The sequence below is a fragment of the Ligilactobacillus agilis genome (assembly GCF_025311475.1).
Taxonomy (GTDB): Bacteria; Bacillota; Bacilli; order Lactobacillales; family Lactobacillaceae; genus Ligilactobacillus; species Ligilactobacillus agilis.
In genome coordinates, this window is sequence record NZ_CP104397.1 from 490,332 (window position 1) to 511,655 (window position 21,324).

The 21,324-nt window shown below is 40.3% G+C and carries 23 protein-coding genes; 21 read left to right on the forward strand and 2 right to left on the reverse strand.

The features are described 5' to 3' along the window. Positions 1-2 precede the first annotated feature (2 nt). The 7 genes from N4597_RS02360 to N4597_RS02390 all read left to right on the forward strand — a co-directional run bounded on the left by N4597_RS02360 (position 3) and on the right by N4597_RS02390 (position 8,031). Positions 3-827, forward strand: coding sequence for a maltodextrose utilization protein MalA (locus N4597_RS02360; RefSeq protein ID WP_260904452.1), 825 nt, complete (start codon positions 3-5; stop codon positions 825-827). Further along, positions 824-2,413, forward strand: a complete 1,590-nt coding sequence (locus N4597_RS02365) for a glycoside hydrolase family 13 protein (RefSeq protein ID WP_172585094.1) — start codon at positions 824-826, stop codon at positions 2,411-2,413. Before N4597_RS02360 ends, N4597_RS02365 begins: the two co-directional genes overlap by 4 nt. An 11-nt stretch (positions 2,414-2,424) precedes the next feature. Beyond that, positions 2,425-3,537, forward strand: coding sequence for an ABC transporter ATP-binding protein (locus tag N4597_RS02370; RefSeq protein WP_056977100.1), 1,113 nt, complete (start codon positions 2,425-2,427; stop codon positions 3,535-3,537). Between the two features lie 103 nt (positions 3,538-3,640). Beyond that, positions 3,641-4,312, forward strand: a complete 672-nt coding sequence (locus N4597_RS02375; RefSeq protein WP_260904457.1) for a response regulator transcription factor — start codon at positions 3,641-3,643, stop codon at positions 4,310-4,312. Next, entirely contained in the window at positions 4,309-5,250 is a 942-nt protein-coding gene (locus N4597_RS02380; protein WP_260904459.1) for a sensor histidine kinase, read from the forward strand. Before N4597_RS02375 ends, N4597_RS02380 begins: the two co-directional genes overlap by 4 nt. Positions 5,251-5,350: 100 nt before the next feature. Then, positions 5,351-6,100: an ABC transporter ATP-binding protein gene (locus tag N4597_RS02385; RefSeq protein WP_260904461.1), complete on the forward strand. Its 750-nt coding sequence runs from the start codon at positions 5,351-5,353 to the stop codon at positions 6,098-6,100. Beyond that, the gene (locus N4597_RS02390; protein WP_260904463.1) at positions 6,100-8,031 is read left to right on the forward strand and encodes an FtsX-like permease family protein; all 1,932 of its coding nucleotides are present in this window, start codon (positions 6,100-6,102) and stop codon (positions 8,029-8,031) included. Before N4597_RS02385 ends, N4597_RS02390 begins: the two co-directional genes overlap by 1 nt. Positions 8,032-8,072: 41 nt before the next feature. On the opposite strand, the gene N4597_RS02395 is transcribed toward N4597_RS02390, so the two are convergent. Both N4597_RS02395 and N4597_RS02400 read right to left on the reverse strand, forming a co-directional pair. Beyond that, a complete protein-coding gene (locus tag N4597_RS02395) occupies positions 8,073-8,498 on the reverse strand; it encodes a universal stress protein (RefSeq protein WP_170091347.1) in 426 nt (141 codons plus the stop codon). Further along, positions 8,488-10,089: an Nramp family divalent metal transporter gene (locus N4597_RS02400; protein WP_172579499.1), complete on the reverse strand. Its 1,602-nt coding sequence runs from the start codon at positions 10,087-10,089 to the stop codon at positions 8,488-8,490. The genes N4597_RS02395 and N4597_RS02400 overlap by 11 nt, the downstream gene beginning before the upstream one ends. Before the next feature lie 204 nt (positions 10,090-10,293). Here N4597_RS02400 and N4597_RS02405 point away from each other — a divergent pair, with 204 nt between their 5' ends. The 14 genes from N4597_RS02405 (at position 10,294) to N4597_RS02470 (ending at position 21,314) form a co-directional block, all read left to right on the forward strand. After that, positions 10,294-11,337 carry a zinc-binding dehydrogenase gene (locus N4597_RS02405; protein WP_172579500.1) on the forward strand — a complete coding sequence of 348 codons (1,044 nt, stop codon included), beginning with the start codon at positions 10,294-10,296 and terminating at the stop codon, positions 11,335-11,337. Between the two features lie 108 nt (positions 11,338-11,445). Further along, positions 11,446-12,027, forward strand: coding sequence for an MptD family putative ECF transporter S component (locus tag N4597_RS02410; protein WP_167589240.1), 582 nt, complete (start codon positions 11,446-11,448; stop codon positions 12,025-12,027). Beyond that, entirely contained in the window at positions 12,027-12,704 is a 678-nt protein-coding gene (locus N4597_RS02415) for an energy-coupling factor transporter transmembrane component T (RefSeq protein ID WP_167589239.1), read from the forward strand. The genes N4597_RS02410 and N4597_RS02415 overlap by 1 nt, the downstream gene beginning before the upstream one ends. Then, positions 12,701-14,089, forward strand: coding sequence for an ABC transporter ATP-binding protein (locus N4597_RS02420; protein ID WP_167589238.1), 1,389 nt, complete (start codon positions 12,701-12,703; stop codon positions 14,087-14,089). The genes N4597_RS02415 and N4597_RS02420 overlap by 4 nt, the downstream gene beginning before the upstream one ends. 70 nt (positions 14,090-14,159) lie before the next feature. Further along, positions 14,160-15,647: a glutamate--tRNA ligase gene (gene gltX, locus N4597_RS02425; RefSeq protein ID WP_167589237.1), complete on the forward strand. Its 1,488-nt coding sequence runs from the start codon at positions 14,160-14,162 to the stop codon at positions 15,645-15,647. A 110-nt stretch (positions 15,648-15,757) separates the two neighbouring features. Continuing rightward, a complete protein-coding gene (cysS, locus tag N4597_RS02430) occupies positions 15,758-17,167 on the forward strand; it encodes a cysteine--tRNA ligase (RefSeq protein ID WP_167589236.1) in 1,410 nt (469 codons plus the stop codon). Next, on the forward strand, positions 17,167-17,568 hold the full coding sequence (locus N4597_RS02435; protein WP_167589235.1) for a Mini-ribonuclease 3: 402 nt from the start codon (positions 17,167-17,169) through the stop codon (positions 17,566-17,568). The genes cysS and N4597_RS02435 overlap by 1 nt, the downstream gene beginning before the upstream one ends. After that, a complete protein-coding gene (rlmB, locus tag N4597_RS02440) occupies positions 17,568-18,314 on the forward strand; it encodes a 23S rRNA (guanosine(2251)-2'-O)-methyltransferase RlmB (RefSeq protein WP_167589234.1) in 747 nt (248 codons plus the stop codon). Before N4597_RS02435 ends, rlmB begins: the two co-directional genes overlap by 1 nt. 3 nt (positions 18,315-18,317) lie before the next feature. Beyond that, positions 18,318-18,845 (forward strand): YacP-like NYN domain-containing protein, encoded by a 528-nt coding sequence (locus N4597_RS02445; RefSeq protein ID WP_167589233.1) that lies wholly within the window; start codon positions 18,318-18,320, stop codon positions 18,843-18,845. 46 nt (positions 18,846-18,891) lie between these two features. Then, positions 18,892-19,041 (forward strand): 50S ribosomal protein L33, encoded by a 150-nt coding sequence (gene rpmG / locus N4597_RS02450; protein ID WP_260904469.1) that lies wholly within the window; start codon positions 18,892-18,894, stop codon positions 19,039-19,041. A gap of 15 nt (positions 19,042-19,056) precedes the next feature. Further along, a complete protein-coding gene (gene secE, locus N4597_RS02455) occupies positions 19,057-19,221 on the forward strand; it encodes a preprotein translocase subunit SecE (protein ID WP_167589229.1) in 165 nt (54 codons plus the stop codon). A 115-nt stretch (positions 19,222-19,336) separates the two neighbouring features. Continuing rightward, complete coding sequence (locus tag N4597_RS02460) at positions 19,337-19,756, forward strand: MerR family transcriptional regulator (RefSeq protein ID WP_167589227.1); 420 nt, start codon at positions 19,337-19,339, stop codon at positions 19,754-19,756. A 71-nt stretch (positions 19,757-19,827) separates the two neighbouring features. Next, a complete protein-coding gene (locus tag N4597_RS02465) occupies positions 19,828-20,694 on the forward strand; it encodes an aldo/keto reductase (RefSeq protein WP_167589225.1) in 867 nt (288 codons plus the stop codon). Between the two features lie 2 nt (positions 20,695-20,696). Next, entirely contained in the window at positions 20,697-21,314 is a 618-nt protein-coding gene (locus tag N4597_RS02470) for an NAD(P)H-binding protein (RefSeq protein ID WP_167589223.1), read from the forward strand. Positions 21,315-21,324 lie beyond the last annotated feature (10 nt).

Below are 21,324 nucleotides of genomic sequence, written 5' to 3' on the forward strand. Positions count from 1 at the left end.
AGATGCGCAGACGGCCATTTCCGTTTAATTACTTTACAAATTTTGCTTCGGTTAAGCGCTTGTTTTTAGAGCGGGGGAGCTATTCTTGGGGGCAGTTAATTTTAGTAACCCTCTTCTTATTAGCGCTGGTGGTCTTACCTGTCCCCTTCTTTTATCAAGGGCAAACCGATACTGATCTAGCTTTATATATGCCCAGGGTTAATAAGTTGTTAGCTAATCCTAAACTAGAGCGGGTGGCCAAAACGACTCCTTACACTAAGTCAGGCTATGCGTTTAAAGGCAAACAGGTTTTATTGACTAACCGAAGTGAGATTGTAGGGGTTAATTTAGATAAACAAGATATTGCTAGTCATAAAACGGCGCTTTCGCTGAATAATAACAGCTTTGTCTTAAAGGATAAAGGCGTCAGTTACCATCTCTTTTACACTAAGCAATTTGCACCTAATCAAGGTAAGTTAAAGCAACAGTTAAGTCAAACTTGGTTTTTACGTAATAAGGCAGCGATTAGTTTTTCAATGATGACCTTAGTATTAAACCTCTTTTTGGTAACTAATTTACTCTTTAGCTTCGGGGCGGCCTTCTTCTTGTGGCTAGCTAGAAAGAGTCCAGCCTTAACCATTAATTCCTATAAGGAAGCGGTGGGGCTAATGGTTGGTATTTTAGGGCCAGCGACCTTATTAACAATGATTGTTGAATTTGTTAAGTTTGATATTTCCTTGGCAATTTCAATTCAGATGATTGCGGCCGTCTGTTTGATGTTAGTGGTTTATGCTAAAACCCACTTCAACGAGCACTATTTAAACGACGAAAGGATTGGTAACAGATGAAATGGTGGCAAAAAGCAGTTGTTTATCAGATTTATCCCCGCTCATTTCAAGATAGCAACGGCGATGGGATTGGGGATTTACCCGGAATTATTAGCCGCTTAGATTACTTGGCTAAGCTAGGAATCGGGGCCATTTGGTTGTCACCGGTTTACCAATCTCCTAACGTTGATAATGGTTATGATATTAGTGATTATCAAGCAATTGCTGAAGAATATGGTAGCATGGAAGATATGGACTTATTAATTAAAGAAGCTCGTAAACGGCAGATTAGAATTGTGATGGATTTAGTAGTTAACCACACTTCTGACCAGCATCCCTGGTTTATTGAAGCTAAGCGGAGTAAAACTAACCCTTACCATGATTTCTATGTCTGGAGTGACCAAGCTAATGATTTGGGCTCAACTTTTGGTGGAAGCGCCTGGGAGTATGATGAGCACCTCAAGCAATACTACCTGCACTTATTTACCAAGCAACAGCCTGATTTGAATTGGGCCAATGAGAACTTGCGTAAGGCCATCTACCAAATGATGAATTTTTGGATTGCCAAAGGAATTGGTGGTTTTCGGATGGATGTGATTGATTTAATCGGTAAACAACCGGCGCAAAAGATTACGGCCAACGGTCCCAAACTCCATACTTACTTGCAAGAAATGAATCAAGCCACTTTTGGTAACAGCGACTTAATGACAGTCGGTGAAACTTGGGGGGCAAGTCCTAAGGAAGCTAAGCTATATTCTGATCCTAAACGCCAAGAGTTAGCGATGGTCTTCCAGTTTGAACACATGACTTTAGACCAGGGGCAAAGCAAGTGGGATGTAAAATCCTTGGATGTGGCTAAGTTAAAGCAGGTCTTAAGTAAATGGCAGCAGGAATTAAGTCAAACTGGCTGGAACAGTCTTTTTTGGAATAATCATGACCTCCCAAGAATTGTTTCGCGCTGGGGTGATGAAGGTCAGTACCGGCTTAAGAGTGCTAAGCTATTTGCAATCCTACTTCACTTGATGAAGGGAACCCCTTATATCTACCAGGGTGAAGAAATTGGGATGACTAATCGCAAGGTGACTTCTATTGACCAAGTTGATGATATTGAAAGTAGAAATGCTTACCAAGAGTTATTAGCTCAAGGGTTGAGTCAGAAAGAGGCCTTGGCTGCTATTAATAAAGTGGGACGTGATAACGCACGGACCCCAATGCAATGGGATGCAAGTCCCAATGCGGGCTTCAGTCAAGGCCAACCTTGGCTAGCTGTTAACCCTAATTATCAAACAATTAACGTTGCGCAAGCTTTAGCGGACCCTAATTCTATTTTCTACACTTATCAAAAGTTAATTGAACTCAGAAATAATAATCCCTTAGTGGTTTTAGGTGACTACCAACTTTTAAAGACCAGCCCTGAAGTATTTGCTTACTACCGAACTTACCAGGAGCAAAAATGGTTAGTGGTAGCTAATCTTAGTCACAAGGAAAATTCAATTGAAATAACAGATGAAATAAGCCAAGTCATCCTCGATAACGGGGCTAAGCCTTTAGTTAAGGGACACAACTTGTTAGAACCATACGATGCCTTGGTAGTTAAATTAGCATAGGAGTGATTTTCATGGCAGAATTGCAATTAAAACACATTTATAAACATTACGATAACGCAGAACCAGGGGTTTACAACGTTACCGACTTTAACCTAGATATTGCCGATCGTGAGTTCATTGTTTTTGTCGGTCCTTCTGGGTGCGGTAAATCAACTACCTTACGGATGATTGCTGGACTAGAAGATATTTCCAAAGGGGAATTTTTAATTGATGGGCGCGTAGTTAATGATGAAGCCCCTAAAGACCGCGACATTGCGATGGTTTTCCAAAATTACGCTTTGTATCCCCATATGTCAGTTTATGATAACATGGCCTTTGGTTTGAAATTAAGAAAGTATGATAAGGCCGAAATCGATAAGCGGGTTCACCATGCAGCCGATATCTTAGGCCTAGAAAAATTCCTTCAAAGAAAGCCAGCTGACCTATCTGGGGGACAACGTCAACGGGTTGCCTTAGGGCGGGCAATCGTTCGGGATGCACCCATCTTTTTGATGGACGAACCCTTGTCTAACTTGGATGCTAAACTCCGGGTTTCAATGAGAGCCGAAATTGCTAAGTTACACCGTGAGTTAAAGACAACTACGATTTACGTAACCCACGATCAAACCGAAGCGATGACAATGGCCGACCGGATTGTAGTTATGCGTGATGGTAAGATTCAACAAGTGGGAACCCCACAAGAAATTTATAATAATCCCGCTAATGTCTTTGTAGGTGGCTTCATTGGGTCTCCTGCCATGAACTTCTTTAAAGTCACTCTTAAAGGTAATAAGATTTTTGATACTAAGCACGATTTAGAGCTAGAAGTGCCAGAAGGTTGCCTCAAAGTTCTTAAGGACAAAGGCTATGAAGGTAAGGAAGTTATCTTTGGAATTCGGCCTGAAGATATTCACTCAGAACGTGCCTTCCTGGAAACATTCCCTAATTCCGTTGTTAAGGCGGAAGTAGTCGTTTCAGAATTGCTAGGAGCAGAATCCCAACTTTACAGTAAGGTGGGTGCAACTGAATTTGTTTCTAAGGTTAACGCCCGTGACTTTATGCAACCAGGTGAAAGCCTTGAGCTAGGCTTTGATGTTAATAAGGCGCATTTCTTTGACCCTGAAAGTGAATTAGCAGTTTACTAGTCTCATCAAGGATAAAAAGGTTAGTTGGACAGACTTCCAACTAGCCTTTTTTTGCTTGCTTGTTAGTTAGGAAGGCATTAAGCTAATAATGATGAGGTGAACCATGAAGAAGATACTAATTTTTGAAGACGAACCAGCAATTATTGAAGCAATCAAGCAAGAGCTCACCAAGTGGCAGTATCAAGTTGAGGCTATTAGTGACTGGGAGCACGTGTTAGAACAGGTCCAAACCTTTAAGCCGGAGTTAATCTTGATGGATATTTCTTTACCGGCCTTTGATGGCTTTTATTGGACGCAAAAGCTAAGGGAGTTTACTAAGGTACCAATTATTTTCATTTCGTCGGCAGACCTCAACCAAAATGCCGTGCGTGCGCTAATGATCGGGGCTGACGATTACCTGGTAAAACCCTTTGCACTTGATTTGTTGGTGGCCAAGATGCAAGTCTTATTTAAGCGCTTAGATCAACAGCCAGACGAACACCTCTTAACCTTTGCTAGCTATCAGCTAAACCAGCTAACTAATGAGTTAAGTCAAGGAGAAGCTGTGGTTAAGCTAACTCCAACCGAGAGTTTGATTTTAAAACTATTAGTAATCAATCAAGGTGAAATTGTAACGAAGCTAAAGTTAATTCAAGCTTTATGGCAGGGGAATAATTTTATCGATGAAAATGCCTTGAATGTCAACATTAGCCGCCTACGGACTAAATTAGAACCAGTTGGATTAAAGGATAAGTTAGTAACGGTTAGGGGGAAGGGGTACTTATTGGTATTATGAGAGTTTATCTAAAGAGTTTATTGGATAAGTGGCCGTTAATACTAGCCTACTTTGCCAGTATTTTGGCTGTGACCCTACTTGTTTACCTAAAGTCGCTTTCCTTTGAATTAGTCTTAGACTACCTGCGGTTAACGTGGCTATTTGCTTTAGGGGGTCTTGTACTTAGTGTATTGTCTGAAGCAAGGAAGCTGGTGTTATTAGAGAAGGGGAAGAGTCCTTTGGGTAGTAGTTACTTAGAACAAGCTTATGAAGCATACTTAGCTGACCAGGAGGCTCAATTAAAGGAAACCGAGCGGCAGTTGCGGACGATTTATGAAGAGCGGGCGGATTATTTAAAAATTTGGAGTCATGAAATCAAAACCCCGCTGACCGCCTTAACCTTGTTAGCCCAAACTAAAGAAGAAATTCCGGCCACCGAAGTTAATCACCAAGTTGACGTGGCTAGTTACCAATTAAATTTGCTGCTTAACTATGAGCGGATGGCCGATTTTAATCATGACCTGGATTTTCGTCCGGTTGATTTATTAGCTTTGATTCAAGCAGTGGCCCAAAAAAACATGAATTTTTTTATCGCGAAAAATATTGGCCTGCAAGTTGAGGTCAAACCGGTGAAGGTAGTCACTGATTCTAAGTGGTTGAGTTTTATAGTCGAACAAATTTTGATTAACGCTGCCAAGTATAGTGGGGCTAACAAGATCGTCAAGATTAGTTACCAGGCGGGCAAATTGGAGGTTAGTGACCAAGGAATTGGCATCAGTGCTAGTGATTTGCCCCGCATTTTTGAGGCGGGTTTTACCGGCGCAAATGGTCGTAAGTATGGGGCTGCTACTGGGATGGGCTTGTATATTGTTAAAAACATGGCCCAAAAGTTAAACATCGATTTAAAGGTGAGCTCTATTTTAGACCAGGGGACGGTAGTTAGCTTGAATTTCAACTAAAAATAACAAATTGTAAGGTTTTTGCTTTAATCGTAACTAGGATTAGAACAAAAGCCTTTTTATAATGAGAATATAAATTAAAGCAAAGGGGAAATTAGTAGTGGCAATCTTAACTTTAAAGCACGTAACTAAAAGTTTTAACAAGCAGACTAAGGTTTTAAAAGACATTAACTTTGAGGTGGAAAAAGGAGAATATGTAGCCATAATGGGGGAATCAGGGGCAGGTAAGTCAACCTTACTAAACATCATCGCAACCTTGGATAAGGCTACTAGTGGGGAAGTTAGCCTAACCGGTTTTGATTTAAATAAGTTAAAGGAAAGCGAAGCTGCCAAATTTAGACGCCAACACTTGGGCTTTGTTTTTCAACACTTTAACCTTTTAGATACATTGAGTAACCGTGACAATATTTACCTACCAATGGTTTTAAATAAGGAAAAGCATCAAGAAATGGCTCAGCGCTTAGAACCGCTAGCAAGTCAATTGGAAATTGACGCCTTATTAGACCGCTATCCTTACGAAATTTCTGGAGGACAGGCACAACGGATTGCGGTTGCCCGGGCATTAATTACCAAACCGGAACTATTATTAGCCGATGAACCGACGGGGGCGCTCGATTCCCAAAATACTAAGCGGTTATTAGACCTATTTACTAAGGTTAACCAAGCGGGCCAAACCATCTTGATGGTAACCCATAGTGCGTTAGCGGCTAGTTACTCCAAGCGGACCCTCTTTATTAAAGATGGGCTGATTTATCACGAACTCTACCGCGGAGATTCCAGCCAACAAGAGTACCTGCAAAAAATCTCTGCGGGCTTAACTGCACTAACCAGTGAAGGGGGGCTTAATTAATGTTAGAACTAAAATTGGGTTGGCAGAGTTTGCGTAATAATAAGCAACTGTATCTGCCATTTACCCTAGCAACTTCGTTGTTAATAGGAGTCTTTTATATTTTTCAAGCGATTATTAACAACGACTCGCTTGCCAAGATTCCGACTGCTTCGGCGATTAATTCTATTATGCAAGTGGCTTTAGTCTTTACTTCCTTAATTATTGTAGTCTTTATGTTTTACATTAATAATATTGTCGCCAAGCAACGGAATAAGGAATTAGGACTTTATAGTATGTTAGGGATGACTAAGGCTAACCTCTTCTTCCTAGTTTTGGGAGTGGACGTGTGTTTATTTGGCTTTAGTCTAGTTTTAGGTTTATTAATCGGTTTAAGTTTTATAAAGTTTGTTTTATTAGCATTTGTTAAACTCCTAGATTTGAAGTTAGTCCACCTTACTGTATTTAGCGGGCAAGCACTCTTGCTAACGGTGGCCTTCTTCCTTGCAATCTTCATGGCTTTGTTGTTAGTAGACTTGGCCAAACTAAGTCAGGTCCGGCCGGTAGAGCTATGGAACGCTACCAAAAAAGGGGAGCGCCTCCCAAAGAATTCATGGTTTACTAAGCTGTTAGGATTAGCGGGAGTGGCAACGTTAATAGGAGGTTACTATCTCTCTGTCATTACTAAGCCGAATGCTTCGGTTATTACTACCTTCTTTTTGGCGATTATTTTAGTAGTAATAGGCACCTACGCCCTTTTTACCAGTGCAAGTATTTTCTTTTTGAACTTACTAAAGCAAAACAAAAATTATTATTATAAACGTAATCACTTTATCACCGTCTCAGGAATGCTATACCGGATGAAGCAAAACGGGGTGGGGCTGGCTTCCATCTGCCTTTTATGTACGGCTTCAATCGTGGCTTTGGTTGCAACCAGCAGTTTAATGGCGGGTAAGGACAATCAAATTAAGCAAGGCGCGCCACTTGATGTAAGCATTACGAGCAAAAAAATCACGCCAGCTACCTATAAAAAGGCTCAGGAATTGGCAGCTAAGTACAAGGTAACCTTAATTAATAAAAAGTCCCAACGGATTAGTCATTTAGCGTTGGCAAATATTGAAGCAGGTCAGTTAAAAATTAGTCAAGATGCCAACACCGCTAACTACGAAGTGTTAACTTTACCACTAGCTGATTATAACCGGGTTGAGGGCACAAATTATCACTTGAAAAATAATGAACTGCTAGTTTATGCAACAGATAAAAAGGTGAAGCTAAAACACCTGCAAATTAAGGGCAAGAATTATCGGGTAAGAATGTTATCTGAATATAAATATCGCTTAGGCGATGTTGCGACCTTAACAGGATTGTATTTGATTGCTCCCGACGCTAAGAGTGCGCAATCCTTATTGAATATCCCCCTAAACGAAACCTATAGCTTTGATCTTAAGGGGACGGATCAGGCTAAGAAAAATTACAGCCAAGCCGCTAGTCAGCAGCTAAAGGGGCGTAATTCTGAAAATTTTGTCACCACTAAAGTTGAAGTCAGCGAAATTATAAACCAATTTTATGGGGGCATGTTATTTGTAGGCTTAATGCTCAGTGTGACGATGCTATTAACAACTGGGATGATTATCTACTATAAGCAGGTTTCTGAAGGTTATGCTGACCGGGCTCGCTTTAAGACGATGCAACAAGTGGGCTTGAGTTTAGCGGAAACTAAACAAGCAATCAATAGCCAGGTGCTGATGGTCTTTATGTTTCCAATTGTAGTGGCAGCAATTCACCTATGTTTTGCCTTACCTGCTTTAGCTAGTGTCTTGAAGCTCTTTTCGATGTATGATTTGAAGTTACTGCTAATTGTGGCTGTGACGATGCTAGCAATTTTAATTGTAATCTACTTGTTGATTTACAGTTTAACTACCAAGGTCTATCGCCGAATTGTTAACGCTGATTAAAAAAGAGGAGCAGATTGAAAAATCTGCTCCTCTTTTTTCGGCTAACGAATGACCCAAACTGAAATGGGGGCATACTTAGCCATATAAGCCGCTTGACTGCCGAGGTGACGTGCCAGTCCTTTCTTAGCTAAAGAACCGATAATTAAGAGGTCGGGCTGAAGTTGCGGGATGATTTGTTTAACAATTGTTTCACCTGGATTTCCCTTGGCAGTGAGGGTTTTAACTTGGCTAACACCAGCTTTCTGGGCTTGACGCTGGTATTTTGTTAGGTGTTCGGCTAAATCACGATACTTACCGTGAATAAAATCTTTATCTAGTGATTCATAAACGTTGATGTCATGTTCTTCCAAGACGGAAATAATGTCTAATTCGGCCGAATTTTGTTTAGCAAAATTGATGGCGTAATCAAAGGCCTTAAGCGCGTCGGCTGAGTCATCAACCCCAACTAAAATTTTATTAAAGTTCATCAAGCACACTTCCTTTTGTTTGACTTTGGGCGGCTAACTTAGCTTGAAGTTTCTTATCACCTTGGTGAAGTTCGACCACCGTCCAAACTAATAAGGCCAAGATAGCGACAATCAAGAAGTAGGCGATTCCGTGGGCCCATGCCAACTGACTAGCGCTAGGATTATCACCAAAGAAGTCAGCGATTGAATCAGGCAGGCCCTTCATGTTAAGGACAGTCAGTGAAATAACTGAGAGCCAACCGAAGAATTTAACCACGGGGCTATTTTTGAAACGTTTGCCCATTTCGACTTCACTATTAGTCATCAGTAAGAGGGGCAACATTGAAAATGGTAATGCAAAGGCTAAGAAGACCTGTGAGTTATTCATTAAGGTGTTAATAGCTTCGTGTTGCTTAATGACGCTTAAGTGGTTAGTCATTGCCACACAGATTAAGACTGGAATAACAGAAATTAAACGGGTAATTAAGCGGCGGGCCCACAGTGGCATTTTCATGTGGACGAATCCTTCCATAATGACTTGACCGGTTAGGGTTCCTGTGATAGTTGAGTTTTGCCCTGAAGCTAGTAAAGCAACCGCAAACAGGGTTGAGAGAATTCCGGAACGAGCGACCTCAACTAAGATACCGTTACTTAGAGTCGAAGTGTCAGATAAAGCATGGTACAAGCCAAAGAAGGATGGATCTTGGACAGAACCGGTCTTAAAAACGGCCACTCCCATGATTAATAACAAGGAATTGACGATGAAGGCAAATGTTAGTTGGATATTTGAATCCCAAGTGGTAAAACGTACTGTCCGGGCAACATCTTCTTCATCGTGGTGGTTAATTTTTCTTGTTTGAGAAATAGCTGAATGAAGGTAAAGATTATGGGGCATTACAGTAGCTCCAATAATCCCAAGGGCCCCTTTAATAGGGGTTAAGCCGCCAACGTTTGGATGGTCAGAGAAAGTTTGCGCGCTAGGAATTAAGCCGGCAACAACTTGTGACCAGTTGGGGTTTGAAAGGGCTACTTGGTAGCAGAAAACAAATAAAATTACCAAAATCAAACAAACTACTAGGGCTTCAATTTTCCGAAAACCAACTTTAGTTAGCAATAATAAGAGCAAAACATCAAAAACGGTTAAGAAAACAGCAAAGACTAGCGGAATATTGAAGAGGAGGTAAAGTGCAATAGCAGCCCCGATAACTTCGGCAATATCGGTTGCCATGATGGCTAACTCCGTTAAAATCCAAAGCACAATCCCTAAACTTTTACTGGTGCGGGCTCTGATTGCTTGGGCAAGGTCCATCTGACTTACGATGCCCAGTTTGGCGGCCATATATTGGAGCAACATGGCAATCAAACTCGACATTAAAATCACAGACATTAACAGGTAGGAGAAGTCTTGCCCACCAGTGATAGAAGTTGACCAGTTACCAGGATCCATGTAACCAACCGCAACAAGTGCACCGGGGCCAGAATACATGAAGAGGGTTTTGAGAAACCCTTTACCCTTGGGAACTTCAACCGTCCCATTAATTTCTTCAAGCGAGGGGCCGTTAGCATATTCGATTAGGTGGTGCTTACGACTCACAGAACTATTTGCTTCCATAATTAAATCACTCCTTAAAAAAATACAAAGTAATAATAACATTATTTAACTAGAATGTTAATATATTTTTTAGGTTAACCTAAAAAATATCCAAAAAATTAGAATAAAAGAGTTTATAAAAAAGCTTGTCTTAGAGTTAACTCTAAGTTCTATAATGTGAATTGTAAGTTAAATGCGGTTACACAGAAAGGAAGGATTAGTGCTATGAAGAAAGCAATTTTTGAAGAAGCGGGAAAGATGGGTGTGGTCGAAGCGCCAGTACCTGTGATTGAAAATGATGATGACGTGATTATTAAGGTGGTTAGAGCTTGTGTATGTGGGTCTGATTTGTGGGCTTACTCTGCTGGTGATGCTAAGGAGGCCCATTCAGAAAACTCCGGTCATGAAGCGCTTGGAATTGTAGAAGCAGTGGGGCCTGCAATTAACACGGTCAAAAAAGGTGACTTCGTAATTGTGCCATTTACTCATGGTTGCGGTCACTGTCCGGCTTGTTTGGCGGGCTTTGATGGGGTTTGTCAAGCTCACAGTAATAATTTTAGCATGGGCTTTCAAGCACAATACCTTAAGTTTGCTTACGGTGACTGGGCTTTAGTCAAGGTTCCTGGGCAACCTAGTGACTATAGCGAAGGAATGCTTAAATCACTTTTAACCTTATCAGATGTGATGGCTACAGGTTATCACGCCGCTGTGACTGCCCGTGTTTCTAAGGGGGATAAGGTAGTAGTTGTCGGTGACGGGGCCGTTGGTCAGTGCGCAGTTATTGCAGCCAAGATGTTGGGGGCTGCCCAAATTATTATTATGAGTCGCCATGAAGACCGGCAACAAATGGCACTCGAATCTGGGGCAACTGCCTTTGTGGCTGAACGTGGTCAGGAAGGAATTGATAAGGTACTTGAATTGACTGGCGGAAGCGGGGCAGATGCAGTCTTAGAATGTGTTGGTGCTCAAGCTGCGACTGAACAAGCCTTTGGCGTGGTTCGCCCAGGTGGCCGGATTGGCCGGGTAGGCTTGCCACATGGCGAAAAGATGGCCCCAACCGCTACTTTTTACCGCAATATTACCTTAGCTGGTGGGCCTGCTTCGGTAACAACTTACGATAAAAAAGTTCTATTAAAAGCTGTTTTAGACGGGGAGATTAATCCGGGCAAGGTCTTTACTCATAGCTATAAACTTGACCAAATTAACCAAGCTTACCAAGACATGGCAGCTAGAAAGACAATCAAATCTTACATTGTGTTTGATGACTAATTAAGCAAGCGCGCTGAAATACGAGTTGTATTTTGGCGCGCTTATTTCTTGCCCTTTACTTTTAGATAATGAATAATAGAGACAAAAGCATTTATTTGAGGTGAGAATGTGAAAGTCAAAGATATTATTACAACAGGAATTTACACGGTGTTATATTTTATTTTGATGTCGCTTGGGACCCTAATTGCGGTTTTGTTAACCCATAATCCTAATATGAAGTTTGCCCCTGCAATTACAGCCTTGTTAGCCGGGACGGTCTATATGTTATTGGTTGTTAAGGTGCAAAAATTTGGCGCGATCACTTTGATGGCGGCTGTACTAGGACTATTTTTCTTGGTGTCTGGTCATTCCATGTTAGCTTTTATCCCCAGCTTGTTATGCGGACTTTTAGCTGATGTAGCCGCTAAGTTAGGCCGTTATCAAAGTAAGTTCTTAAATCTATTATCTTACTGCTTGTTTTCGTTAGGTAACCTAGCGCCAATTATCATGATGTGGACTATGAAACAAGCCTATATTAGTCAGCTGTTAGCTAAGGGAAAAGATATGGCTTACGTTCACAAGGTGTTAATTAATTTTGATTTAGGAAATGTGTCAGTGTTAGTAGGAACGATTCTGATTTGCGCTATCGTCGGGGGCTTGTTTGGTCAGTATTTAGTAAGTAAACATTTTAAGGCTGCGGGGCTAGTTTGATGAACCGGGGTTATGATGTCAGGACCAAACTGCTATTTTTACTCTTAGCTAATTATTATGCCTTAGTTACTCCTGGGATAGGGGTGATTTGGGTTTTGATTTTATTATTTAGCTTGGATTTTATTTGGCGGCACGAATACGTGCGGCTAGCAAGCTACCTTATCTTTTTTGGTTTGGCAACGGCCTGTTTAAGCTTGAATATAGATGAAGCTAGTCATCCTTACCTAGGCTTCTTTTTATTAGGCGGACTGACAATCATGCCGTGTTTTATGGTGGGGTTGAGTATCCTACGGACGCCTGTTCATGAGTTCATTCAGACCTTACGTAAGTGGCGGGTGCCCGAGAGTATTTTACTGGTTTTGGCAGTGGCAATGAGATTTTTACCAACGGTCACGGAAAGTTACCTAAATATTAGGGCTGCACTTAAGTTGAGGGGTGAATTTGTAAGTTGGTATCAGTACTTGCTTCACCCCCTAGCCTACTTTGAAAAAATCTTAGTCCCCTTACTATTAAATGCCACCCGCCTGGGCCAAGACTTAACAATTGCAGCCTTGACGAAGGCGGTTGGTAGCCACCATAAGACTTCTTATCGTAATTATGTTTTTACTGGTAAGGATTACCTAGGCTGGTTTGGCTTAGGCGGGTTAGTGCTTTTTACCTTAGGAGGTTTTTTATGATAGAGGTTGAAAATTTAAGTTTTACCTATGCTGGTCAGAAAAAGCCTGCGCTTAAAATCCCCCACTTAGAAATAGCTGCGGGGCGGTGTGTCGTTTTAACCGGGATCAGTGGCAGTGGTAAGAGCACCTTTTTAAGGGTTTTAAATGGCTTGATTCCGGAATATTTCCCGGGAAATTTACAGGGAAAAGTAACGCTTAACCAGCAAGATTTGACCCAGCAGAGTGTAGAAGAGATTGCGGCCCAAGTGGGTTCTGTCTTTCAAAATCCCCGGCGGCAATTTTTCTTTGCTAAGGTCAGTGATGAGTTAGCTTTTCCTGCTGAAAATCAAGGGCAAGCACCTGAACGAATTTGGCAGCAACTAAGAGTAACTGAGCAAGAATTGGGACTAGCAGGTTTGTTATCAGCCAAACTAGCTGAGCTTTCGGGAGGACAAAAGCAGCGGGTAGCATTAGCAGCAGCCCAAATGCAGCGGCCCCAGATTTTGGTCTTGGATGAACCGACGGCTAACTTGGACAAGCAAGGTATCGCGTTGTTGCAGGCAAATTTAGCCAAATTAAAGGCTCAGGGTCTAACCATCATTATCGCAGAGCATCGGTTGGATTATTTACGTGAGGTGGCTGATGATTATTACTATTTTACTGCCGGTGAAATTAAACGAAGTTGGACTAAGGCGGAGTGGTTAAAACTTACAGACCAGCAGCGGATGGCTTATGGATTAAGGCCGCTCCAAGTGAAAGCTTTTTCTAAAGCTAGGTTGCAGGTGACTGGCCAAAATACACTGGCATTGAAGGATTTTACTTTGAAATGGCATCAACAAGAGTTAGGCTGGCTAAAGGAATTTAGCTTAACTTCGGGTATTATTTATGGCTTAACAGGAGCTAACGGTCTGGGAAAAACCAGTTTAGCTAAGGTTTTGGTGGGTTTAAAAAAAGTACGGTCACATTTGACTTGGAATGAGCGGGCGCTGACGCAACGGGCCTTACTAGCTAAAAGTAGTTTGTTAATGCAAGATGTTAGCCAGCAACTATTTTTGCCCACAGTTCAAGCTGAACTAAACGCTAGTGGGGCCACGGAGCAAGAGGTGACTGCGATGGTAGCCAAGCTGGATTTAAGCGAGTTATTAGCCAGTCACCCCTTTAGCCTTTCTGGTGGGCAGCAACAAAGAGTGGCGTTAGGTCGCGCTTTACTTGCACAAAAAGAATTATTTATTTTAGACGAGCCAACTAGCGGGTTAGATGAGCAAAATATGCGCCGGGTGGCAGATTTGCTGTTAGAATTAAAAAGTTCCAAGCGAATAGTAATGGTGATTAGTCATGATCAGGAGTTAATTAATTTAACTTGCGATGAAGTTTTGAACTTATCCGATTTTTTAACTAAGAAGTAGTTTATTTTTAAGGCTATTCATTGTATGATTATTAAGTATATTGTAATTTAAAAGAAAGAGGCGCTTAATAGTGGCAAAAAATAAAATTCGCGTTCGTTATGCTCCTAGTCCTACAGGACACTTGCACATCGGTAATGCGCGAACAGCATTATTCAACTATTTATTTGCACGACGTAATAAAGGAACGTTTGTAATCAGAATTGAAGATACTGATACTAAACGTAATATTGCGGATGGTGAAAGAAGCCAATTAGATAATTTAACTTGGTTAGGGATGGACTGGGATGAAGGTCCAGACAAGCCAGGTAACTATGGCCCATACCGTCAATCAGAACGTAAGGAAATCTATGCTCCTTTAATTCAAGAATTATTGGACAAAGATTTGGCTTATGAATCTTACATGACCGAAGAAGAACTAGCAGCTCAACGTGAGGAACAAAAGGCCAATGGTGAAGCTCCTCGCTATGTTTACGAATACGAAGGTATGACTAAAGAAGAAATCGCTGCTAAGCAAGCTGAGGCTAAGGCTAAGGGCTTAAAACCAGTTGTGCGGATTCGGGTTCCTCATAACAAGGTTTATGAATGGGATGACATGGTTAAAGGTCACATCAGCTTTAAATCCGATACAATCGGGGGCGACTTTGTTATCCAAAAACGTGATGGAATGCCTACTTACAACTTTGCGGTAGTTGTTGATGACCACTTGATGGAAATCAGTCACGTCTTGCGGGGGGATGACCATGTTGCCAACACACCTAAGCAATTGGTAGTTTATGAAGCTTTTGGTTGGCAAGCACCTGAATTTGGGCACATGTCTTTAATCATTAACACTGAAACTGGTAAGAAGTTAAGTAAGCGTGATGAATCTGTGCTTCAATTCATCGAACAATATCGTTCGTTGGGTTACTTGCCAGAAGCAATGTTTAATTTCATTACCCTACTTGGTTGGTCACCAGTTGGTGAAGATGAAATTTATAGCAGACAAGAATTCATCAAGATGTTTGATCCTAAGCGTTTAAGCAAATCACCAGCTGCCTTTGACGGTAAGAAGCTTGAATGGATTAACAACCAATATGTTAAAGCTGCTGGTGAAGATGAAATTATGCACTCAGCTTTACTACAATTAATCAAGGCTGGCAAGATTGAAGCAGATCCAGATCCATTGAAACTTGAATGGGCACGGAAGTTAATCAGCCTTTACAAGCACCAAATGTCTTATACTGGTCAAATTGTTGATATGGCAGAAGTTTTCTTCGAAGAACCACCTGCATTAAGTGAAGCTGCTAAGAATGAATTAGCTGATGAATCAGCTAAGGTAGTTTTAGAAGCATTTGCTAAGAAGGCTAAGGCATTACCATTGTTTGATGGTCCTGCAATTATGGCAGCCATTAAGGAAATTCAAAAAGAAACAAAGGTTAAAGGCCGTAAGCTTTATATGCCAATTCGAATTGCGACAACTAGAGAAACACATGGCCCAGAATTAGGACCATCAATTGAACTTTTGGGTCGTCAAAAGGCTTTGGCTCATTTAGACCAAACTTTAGCTGAAATGAACTAGCTACAATATAGTAGGCTAGCAGTTAGTATAACTGCTAGCCTTTTTTTATTATTTGTGGCATGATATATAGTGAGTAAGTATATTTTTAAATGGGATTAGGTGGGTTAGAAATGATTCAATTGTATAATACCTTAACTAAGCAAAAAGAAGAGTTTAAGCCCCAAAAGCCAGGTCAAGTGTTAATGTATGTTTGTGGACCAACGGTTTATAATTATATTCATATTGGTAATGCTAGAAGTGCCATCGCATTTGATACAATCCGGCGTTACTTTGAATATCGGGGTTATAAAGTTAAATATGTTTCCAACTTTACGGATGTTGATGATAAGATTATTAAGGCTAGTCAAAAACTAGGTTTATCTGTTAAGGAAGTGACAGATAAATTTATTGCGGCTTTTTATGAAGACACAGCGGCTTTAAACGTCAAAAAAGCAACCCTAAATCCAAGGGTTATGGATACGATGGATGATATCATTGATTTTGTTGCTGCTTTAATCGAGAAGGGTTATGCTTATGAGATTAAAGGTGATGTTTATTACCGGGCGCGGAAGTTTAAAAATTATGGCCAGCTCTCAGGACAATCAATAGATGCCTTAGAACAAGGAGCATCGGAACGCTTAAGTAGTGAAGATCAAGCTAAAAAAGAAGATCCACTAGATTTTGCACTCTGGAAGGCAGCCAAGCCAGGGGAAATCTCTTGGCAGTCTCCTTGGGGATTAGGTCGTCCAGGTTGGCACATTGAATGTTCCGTAATGGCAACCAAATATTTGGGAACTACGATTGATATTCATGCTGGGGGACAAGATTTAGAATTTCCACACCATGAAAATGAAATTGCCCAAAGTGAAGCAAAAACGGGTCAAAAATTTGCTAATTATTGGTTACACAACGGTTTTGTTACTATCGGTGAAGATGACGAAAAAATGAGCAAGTCCCTAGGTAACTTTGTGACTGTTCATGATTTAGTGAAACAAGTTGATCCACAGGTAATCCGTTTCTTTATGGCAACAACGCAATATCGGCGCCCAATTCGTTACAGTCAAGCAAACCTTGATGAAGCAGCTAATAATTTAGCTAAGCTAAAAACCGCTTTGACTAACTTGACTTTTAGGTTGCAAGATGCGAGTGAAGGACAGCTAGAAAGTGATGTTAAGGCTGAATTTGATAGCTATGAAGCAAGTTTTACAAAGGCAATGGATGATGATTTTAATGCCCAAAATGGGATTGCGGCTGTTTATGAAATGGCTAAGCAGATGAACATTTATGCTGAAAGAACAAAGGTTATCAAAGAAACGATTGATTATTTATTAGTAAACTTTAAGCGAATACTAGCGGTATTTGGAATCGAATTTGAAGAAGATACCACTTCAGATGAAGCAATCGAAGCTTTAATTGCAGAAAGAAAAGCCGCTAGGGCAGAAAAGAATTTTGCTAGAAGTGATGAAATTCGTGATCAATTAAAAGCACAGGGAATCATTTTAGAAGATACCCCACAAGGGACAAGATGGAAGAGAGTTTAATGGTAGAAACAGATTATCAACAAATGAATGGGATTGCCCTAGCATATATGGGTGATGCTATTTATGAAGTATATGTTAGACAACACCTACTGGCTAAAGGTATGACTAAGCCAACCAAATTACACCACCGTGCAACTCATTATGTGTCGGCTAAAGCGCAGGCATTTTTAATTGAAAAAATGCAGGCGGAAGAACTTTTAACAACAACTGAGTTAGATTATTTTAAGCGGGGGCGAAATGCCAAGAGTTATACTTCAGCTAAAAATACGTCGGTAGTAACTTACCGAATTTCAACTGGGTTTGAAGCTTTATTTGGCTATCTATACTTAAGTGGTCAAAAAGACCGGTTGGACTATTTAGCACAGTGGTGTATCGAAACAGTAGAAAGGGAAGGTAAATAATGGCAGACAAAAAGGTAGAAGACTTTGTAATTGGACGTCATCCAGCCAAAGCGGCTTTGGTGAGCGGTCAAACGATTAATAAAGTTTTTATCCAAGCAGGTCTTAAGGCAGATGCTTTAAATGAAATAATTAAGTTAGCTAAAAAACAAAACCTAATCATTTCGCAAGTACCTAAGGCTAAATTGGATTTAATGGCTGACCATCAAAATCACCAAGGGGTAGTGCTAGCTGTGGCAGCCTATGAATATGCCCAATTAGACGATTTATTTGCGGTGGCAGCTGCTAAAGATGAGGCACCTTTCTTTTTAATTTTAGATGGGATTGAAGATCCACATAATTTAGGTTCCATTATGCGAACTGCGGATGCTGCTGGGGTACATGGAATTATTATTCCCAAGCGTCGGGCCGTGCAATTAACAGCTACGGTTGCTAAGACATCAACGGGGGCGATTGAATATGTCCCTGTTGTAAGGGTGACTAATCTAGCACAAACAATTGACGAGCTAAAAAAACGGGGTTTGTGGATTTTTGGAACTGATATGCGTGGTCAAGATTACCGGACTTGGGATGCTAAAGGTCCAACTGGACTGGTAATTGGCAATGAAGGTAAAGGTATCTCACCGTTAATTAAAAAGGCTTGTGATGGGATGTTAACTATTCCAATGGTAGGCCATGTTCAAAGTCTAAACGCTAGTGTAGCTGCTAGTCTCCTTATTTACCAAGGTTTTAGTTCACGAGGTAAATAATGAATGAAAAAGCAAATTTTAATTGTTGATGCTTATAATATGATTGGTAACTGGCCTAAGCTGGCTAAGTTAAAAAAGGCAGATCATCTAGAAGCGGCACGTGATGAGTTGTTACGGATTTTATCTAATTATCATAAGCAAAGTAACTCAGAAATCATCGTTGTTTTTGATGCGATGTTTGTGCCAGGTTTGTCTAAGAGTTATAAGCAGTTTAACTTGGAAGTTGTTTGGACTGATGAAGGTCAAACAGCCGATAGCTATATTGAATCTTTAGCTGGAAAGTTACAAACGAGCTTAACACAAGTTACAGTAGCTACCAGCGATCAAGCAGAGCAATGGACGGTTTTTTCTCAAGGAGCACTAAGAAAACCTGCTTGGGAGTTATACCAAGACATTAAGCGAGCTAACAAAGAGGTTCATGCGACTGCACGTCGCTACCAGGATGAAAATGCGGTGCGGCATTCGCCTTTTAACGAACAACAATTGGCTGATTTAGCTGCTTTGCGTGATCATTTGAGTAAACATGATTAAAAATTGACAAAGAAACTTTCTAAGTGATAGAGTAAAGGAGAATTTAATGAGTAAGAAAAAAGTTGCGTTAGCATGTTCAGAGTGTGGTTCACGTAATTATACGTTAACTGAAAATCCTAACCGCCAAGAACGATTGGAAGTTAAGAAGTTTTGCAAGTATTGCAATCGCCATACGATTCACCGCGAAACTAAGTAAGAAAGTGGGAATATTATGAAGTTTTTTAAAAGTGTAATTCAGACAATGAAGGATACGACTTGGTTAAACGCTAAAGAAACTAGACGTGATACAACAACAGTAGTAGTTATGTCAATCTTGTTTGTTGTTTTCTTTGCAGTAATTGATTATTTGATTCAAATGGCCTTAAATTTAATCTAAGACTAATCTCCCCCCTGTTTAGTAGTTCTAAGCAGGGGGTTTTTTTAGAAATTTATGCTTTCCTTGGAGTGAACTTCAGGGTTTATGATAAAGGTAGATAAAGGATGTGATTATTATGAATATCAAAAAAGCCGCAGCAATGTTTGATTTAAGTGTTGATACGTTGCGTTATTATGAACGGATTGGTGTCATTCCCCCAGTAAAAAGAAATGAAAGTGGTTATCGTGATTACAAGATAAGGGATTTAAATTGGATTTACTTAGCTAAAAATTTACGCAATGCAGGTTTATCGGTCGAAGCCTTGATTGAATTTGTTCATTTAGCACAGATGCCTGATAACCCTAAGGTTGATGAGGCTAAAAAACAGATTTTGTATGAACAGTTAGAAGAGTTAGATCAAAAAATCGCTGAAATGCAGGCGGTAAGGGAGATACTAACTTATAAAATTGATACTTTTGATGAACACTTGGCCAAGTTTAGAAGTGGTGAACTGACCGATGATAATGTTGAAAAATTGTGGGAAAGAAAAAAATAAAATAACACTTGCCTTGAAGCAAACTCCAGGGTTTAGGATGAAGTTACAGATGATTAGAGGAGGAATTTAACATGCAGATGATTAAATTAAATAATGGTGTAACAATGCCTCAATTAGGTTATGGTGTGTATCAAATCCCACCTGAAGAAACAGCCCAAGCAGTTTATGAAGCAATTAAGGCGGGGTATCGCTTAATTGATACAGCTGCAATTTATGGAAATGAAAAAGAAACAGGTCTAGGTATTAAACGGGCGCTAGATGAAGGTTTAGTAACAAGGGCAGAACTTTTTATTACTTCTAAATTATTTATCTTGCAAACCCCTGAAAAAAAGGCGGCCCAAACGATTGACAACTCATTAAAAGTAATGGGACTAGATTATTTAGACTTATACTTAATCCACCAACCATACGGAGATATTTATGGTGCATGGCGCGCTATGATAGCAGCCCAAAAAGCGGGAAAATTGCGTGCAATTGGAATTTCTAATTTCAAGGCAGCTAAAATGATTGAATTTGCAAGTTTAAATGATGTAAAACCACAAGTTAACCAAATCGAAGTTAACCCTTGGAACCAACGGCTTGAAGATCAACAATGGCATGAAAAATATGGTGTTCAAGTTGAAGCCTGGGCTCCATTTGCTGAGGGTCGCCACGACTTATTTACGAATGAAGTTTTAGCAGAAATTGGGCAAAAGTATAACAAGAGTGTTGGCCAAGTTGTCTTAAGATGGTTAATGCAAAGAGGAATTGTTGCTTTAGCCAAATCAGTTCACCCTGAACGGATGAAAGAAAATATTGATATTTTTGACTTTGAGCTATCAGCAGCTGATTTAGAAAAAATTGCCAAACTAGATATGGAGGAGTCGGCCTTCTTTGATCATGATGCACCAAAACAAGTAGAGTGGTTCATGAAAAGGATGTTAGACACAGAAAAGTAAAAATGAAGAAAATAGTAATTATCGGTGCAGGTGGACAGATTCCAGCGGTCTTAATTCCATTGTTGCAAAAACTTGATGTAAAGTTGACTTTATTTGGCAGAAATGCAGCTAGTTTACCGTATACAAATGTTGACAAGATTTCTGGTGATGCACATAACTTAGATGAATTAGTTAAGGTTATAGCTAAGCAAGATATAGTTTATATGAACTTTGACAATAAAGAAGTAACTAAGTTAGTTGTTGAAGCAATGCATAAAACTGGCGTTAAAAGAATAATTCAAGCGGGAGTTTTAGGTGTTTACGGTGAAGTTGCACAACCTTTTGCTAGTTGGAATAACCAAATGATGGGTGGAAATATTGTGCACAATCGCGGAATCGAAGTCTTAGAAACAAGTGATTTGGATTACACCTATATGCGGATGACTTGGCTATATAATGGCACCAATAAGCAATATGTTGCTAGCCCTAAAGGTGAGCCTTTTTTAGGGGCCCAGATTACCAGAAGGGCAATTGCACAATTTGTGATTGATAATATCGTGGGTAAACGTAACGATGTGTGCGCAAGCATTGGTTTATGGGAACCGGGTTCTGAAAATCAGGCCAAACCTACTTTTTATTAATAATTTTGCG

Coding starts and splice junctions, on each gene's coding strand:
- N4597_RS02460 (WP_167589227.1), top strand. CDS start 19,337: ATGAATATCAAAAAAGCCGCAGCAATGTTTGATTTAAGTGTTGATACG.
- N4597_RS02420 (WP_167589238.1), top strand. CDS start 12,701: ATGATAGAGGTTGAAAATTTAAGTTTTACCTATGCTGGTCAGAAAAAG.
- N4597_RS02375 (WP_260904457.1), top strand. CDS start 3,641: ATGAAGAAGATACTAATTTTTGAAGACGAACCAGCAATTATTGAAGCA.
- cysS (WP_167589236.1), top strand. CDS start 15,758: ATGATTCAATTGTATAATACCTTAACTAAGCAAAAAGAAGAGTTTAAG.
- rlmB (WP_167589234.1), top strand. CDS start 17,568: ATGGCAGACAAAAAGGTAGAAGACTTTGTAATTGGACGTCATCCAGCC.
- N4597_RS02435 (WP_167589235.1), top strand. CDS start 17,167: ATGGTAGAAACAGATTATCAACAAATGAATGGGATTGCCCTAGCATAT.
- N4597_RS02400 (WP_172579499.1), bottom strand. CDS start 10,089: ATGGAAGCAAATAGTTCTGTGAGTCGTAAGCACCACCTAATCGAATAT.
- N4597_RS02395 (WP_170091347.1), bottom strand. CDS start 8,498: ATGAACTTTAATAAAATTTTAGTTGGGGTTGATGACTCAGCCGACGCG.
- N4597_RS02370 (WP_056977100.1), top strand. CDS start 2,425: ATGGCAGAATTGCAATTAAAACACATTTATAAACATTACGATAACGCA.
- N4597_RS02445 (WP_167589233.1), top strand. CDS start 18,318: ATGAAAAAGCAAATTTTAATTGTTGATGCTTATAATATGATTGGTAAC.
- N4597_RS02405 (WP_172579500.1), top strand. CDS start 10,294: ATGAAGAAAGCAATTTTTGAAGAAGCGGGAAAGATGGGTGTGGTCGAA.
- N4597_RS02360 (WP_260904452.1), top strand. CDS start 3: ATGCGCAGACGGCCATTTCCGTTTAATTACTTTACAAATTTTGCTTCG.
- N4597_RS02465 (WP_167589225.1), top strand. CDS start 19,828: ATGCAGATGATTAAATTAAATAATGGTGTAACAATGCCTCAATTAGGT.
- N4597_RS02365 (WP_172585094.1), top strand. CDS start 824: ATGAAATGGTGGCAAAAAGCAGTTGTTTATCAGATTTATCCCCGCTCA.
- N4597_RS02415 (WP_167589239.1), top strand. CDS start 12,027: ATGAACCGGGGTTATGATGTCAGGACCAAACTGCTATTTTTACTCTTA.
- secE (WP_167589229.1), top strand. CDS start 19,057: ATGAAGTTTTTTAAAAGTGTAATTCAGACAATGAAGGATACGACTTGG.
- N4597_RS02470 (WP_167589223.1), top strand. CDS start 20,697: ATGAAGAAAATAGTAATTATCGGTGCAGGTGGACAGATTCCAGCGGTC.
- rpmG (WP_260904469.1), top strand. CDS start 18,892: ATGAGTAAGAAAAAAGTTGCGTTAGCATGTTCAGAGTGTGGTTCACGT.
- N4597_RS02390 (WP_260904463.1), top strand. CDS start 6,100: ATGTTAGAACTAAAATTGGGTTGGCAGAGTTTGCGTAATAATAAGCAA.
- N4597_RS02380 (WP_260904459.1), top strand. CDS start 4,309: ATGAGAGTTTATCTAAAGAGTTTATTGGATAAGTGGCCGTTAATACTA.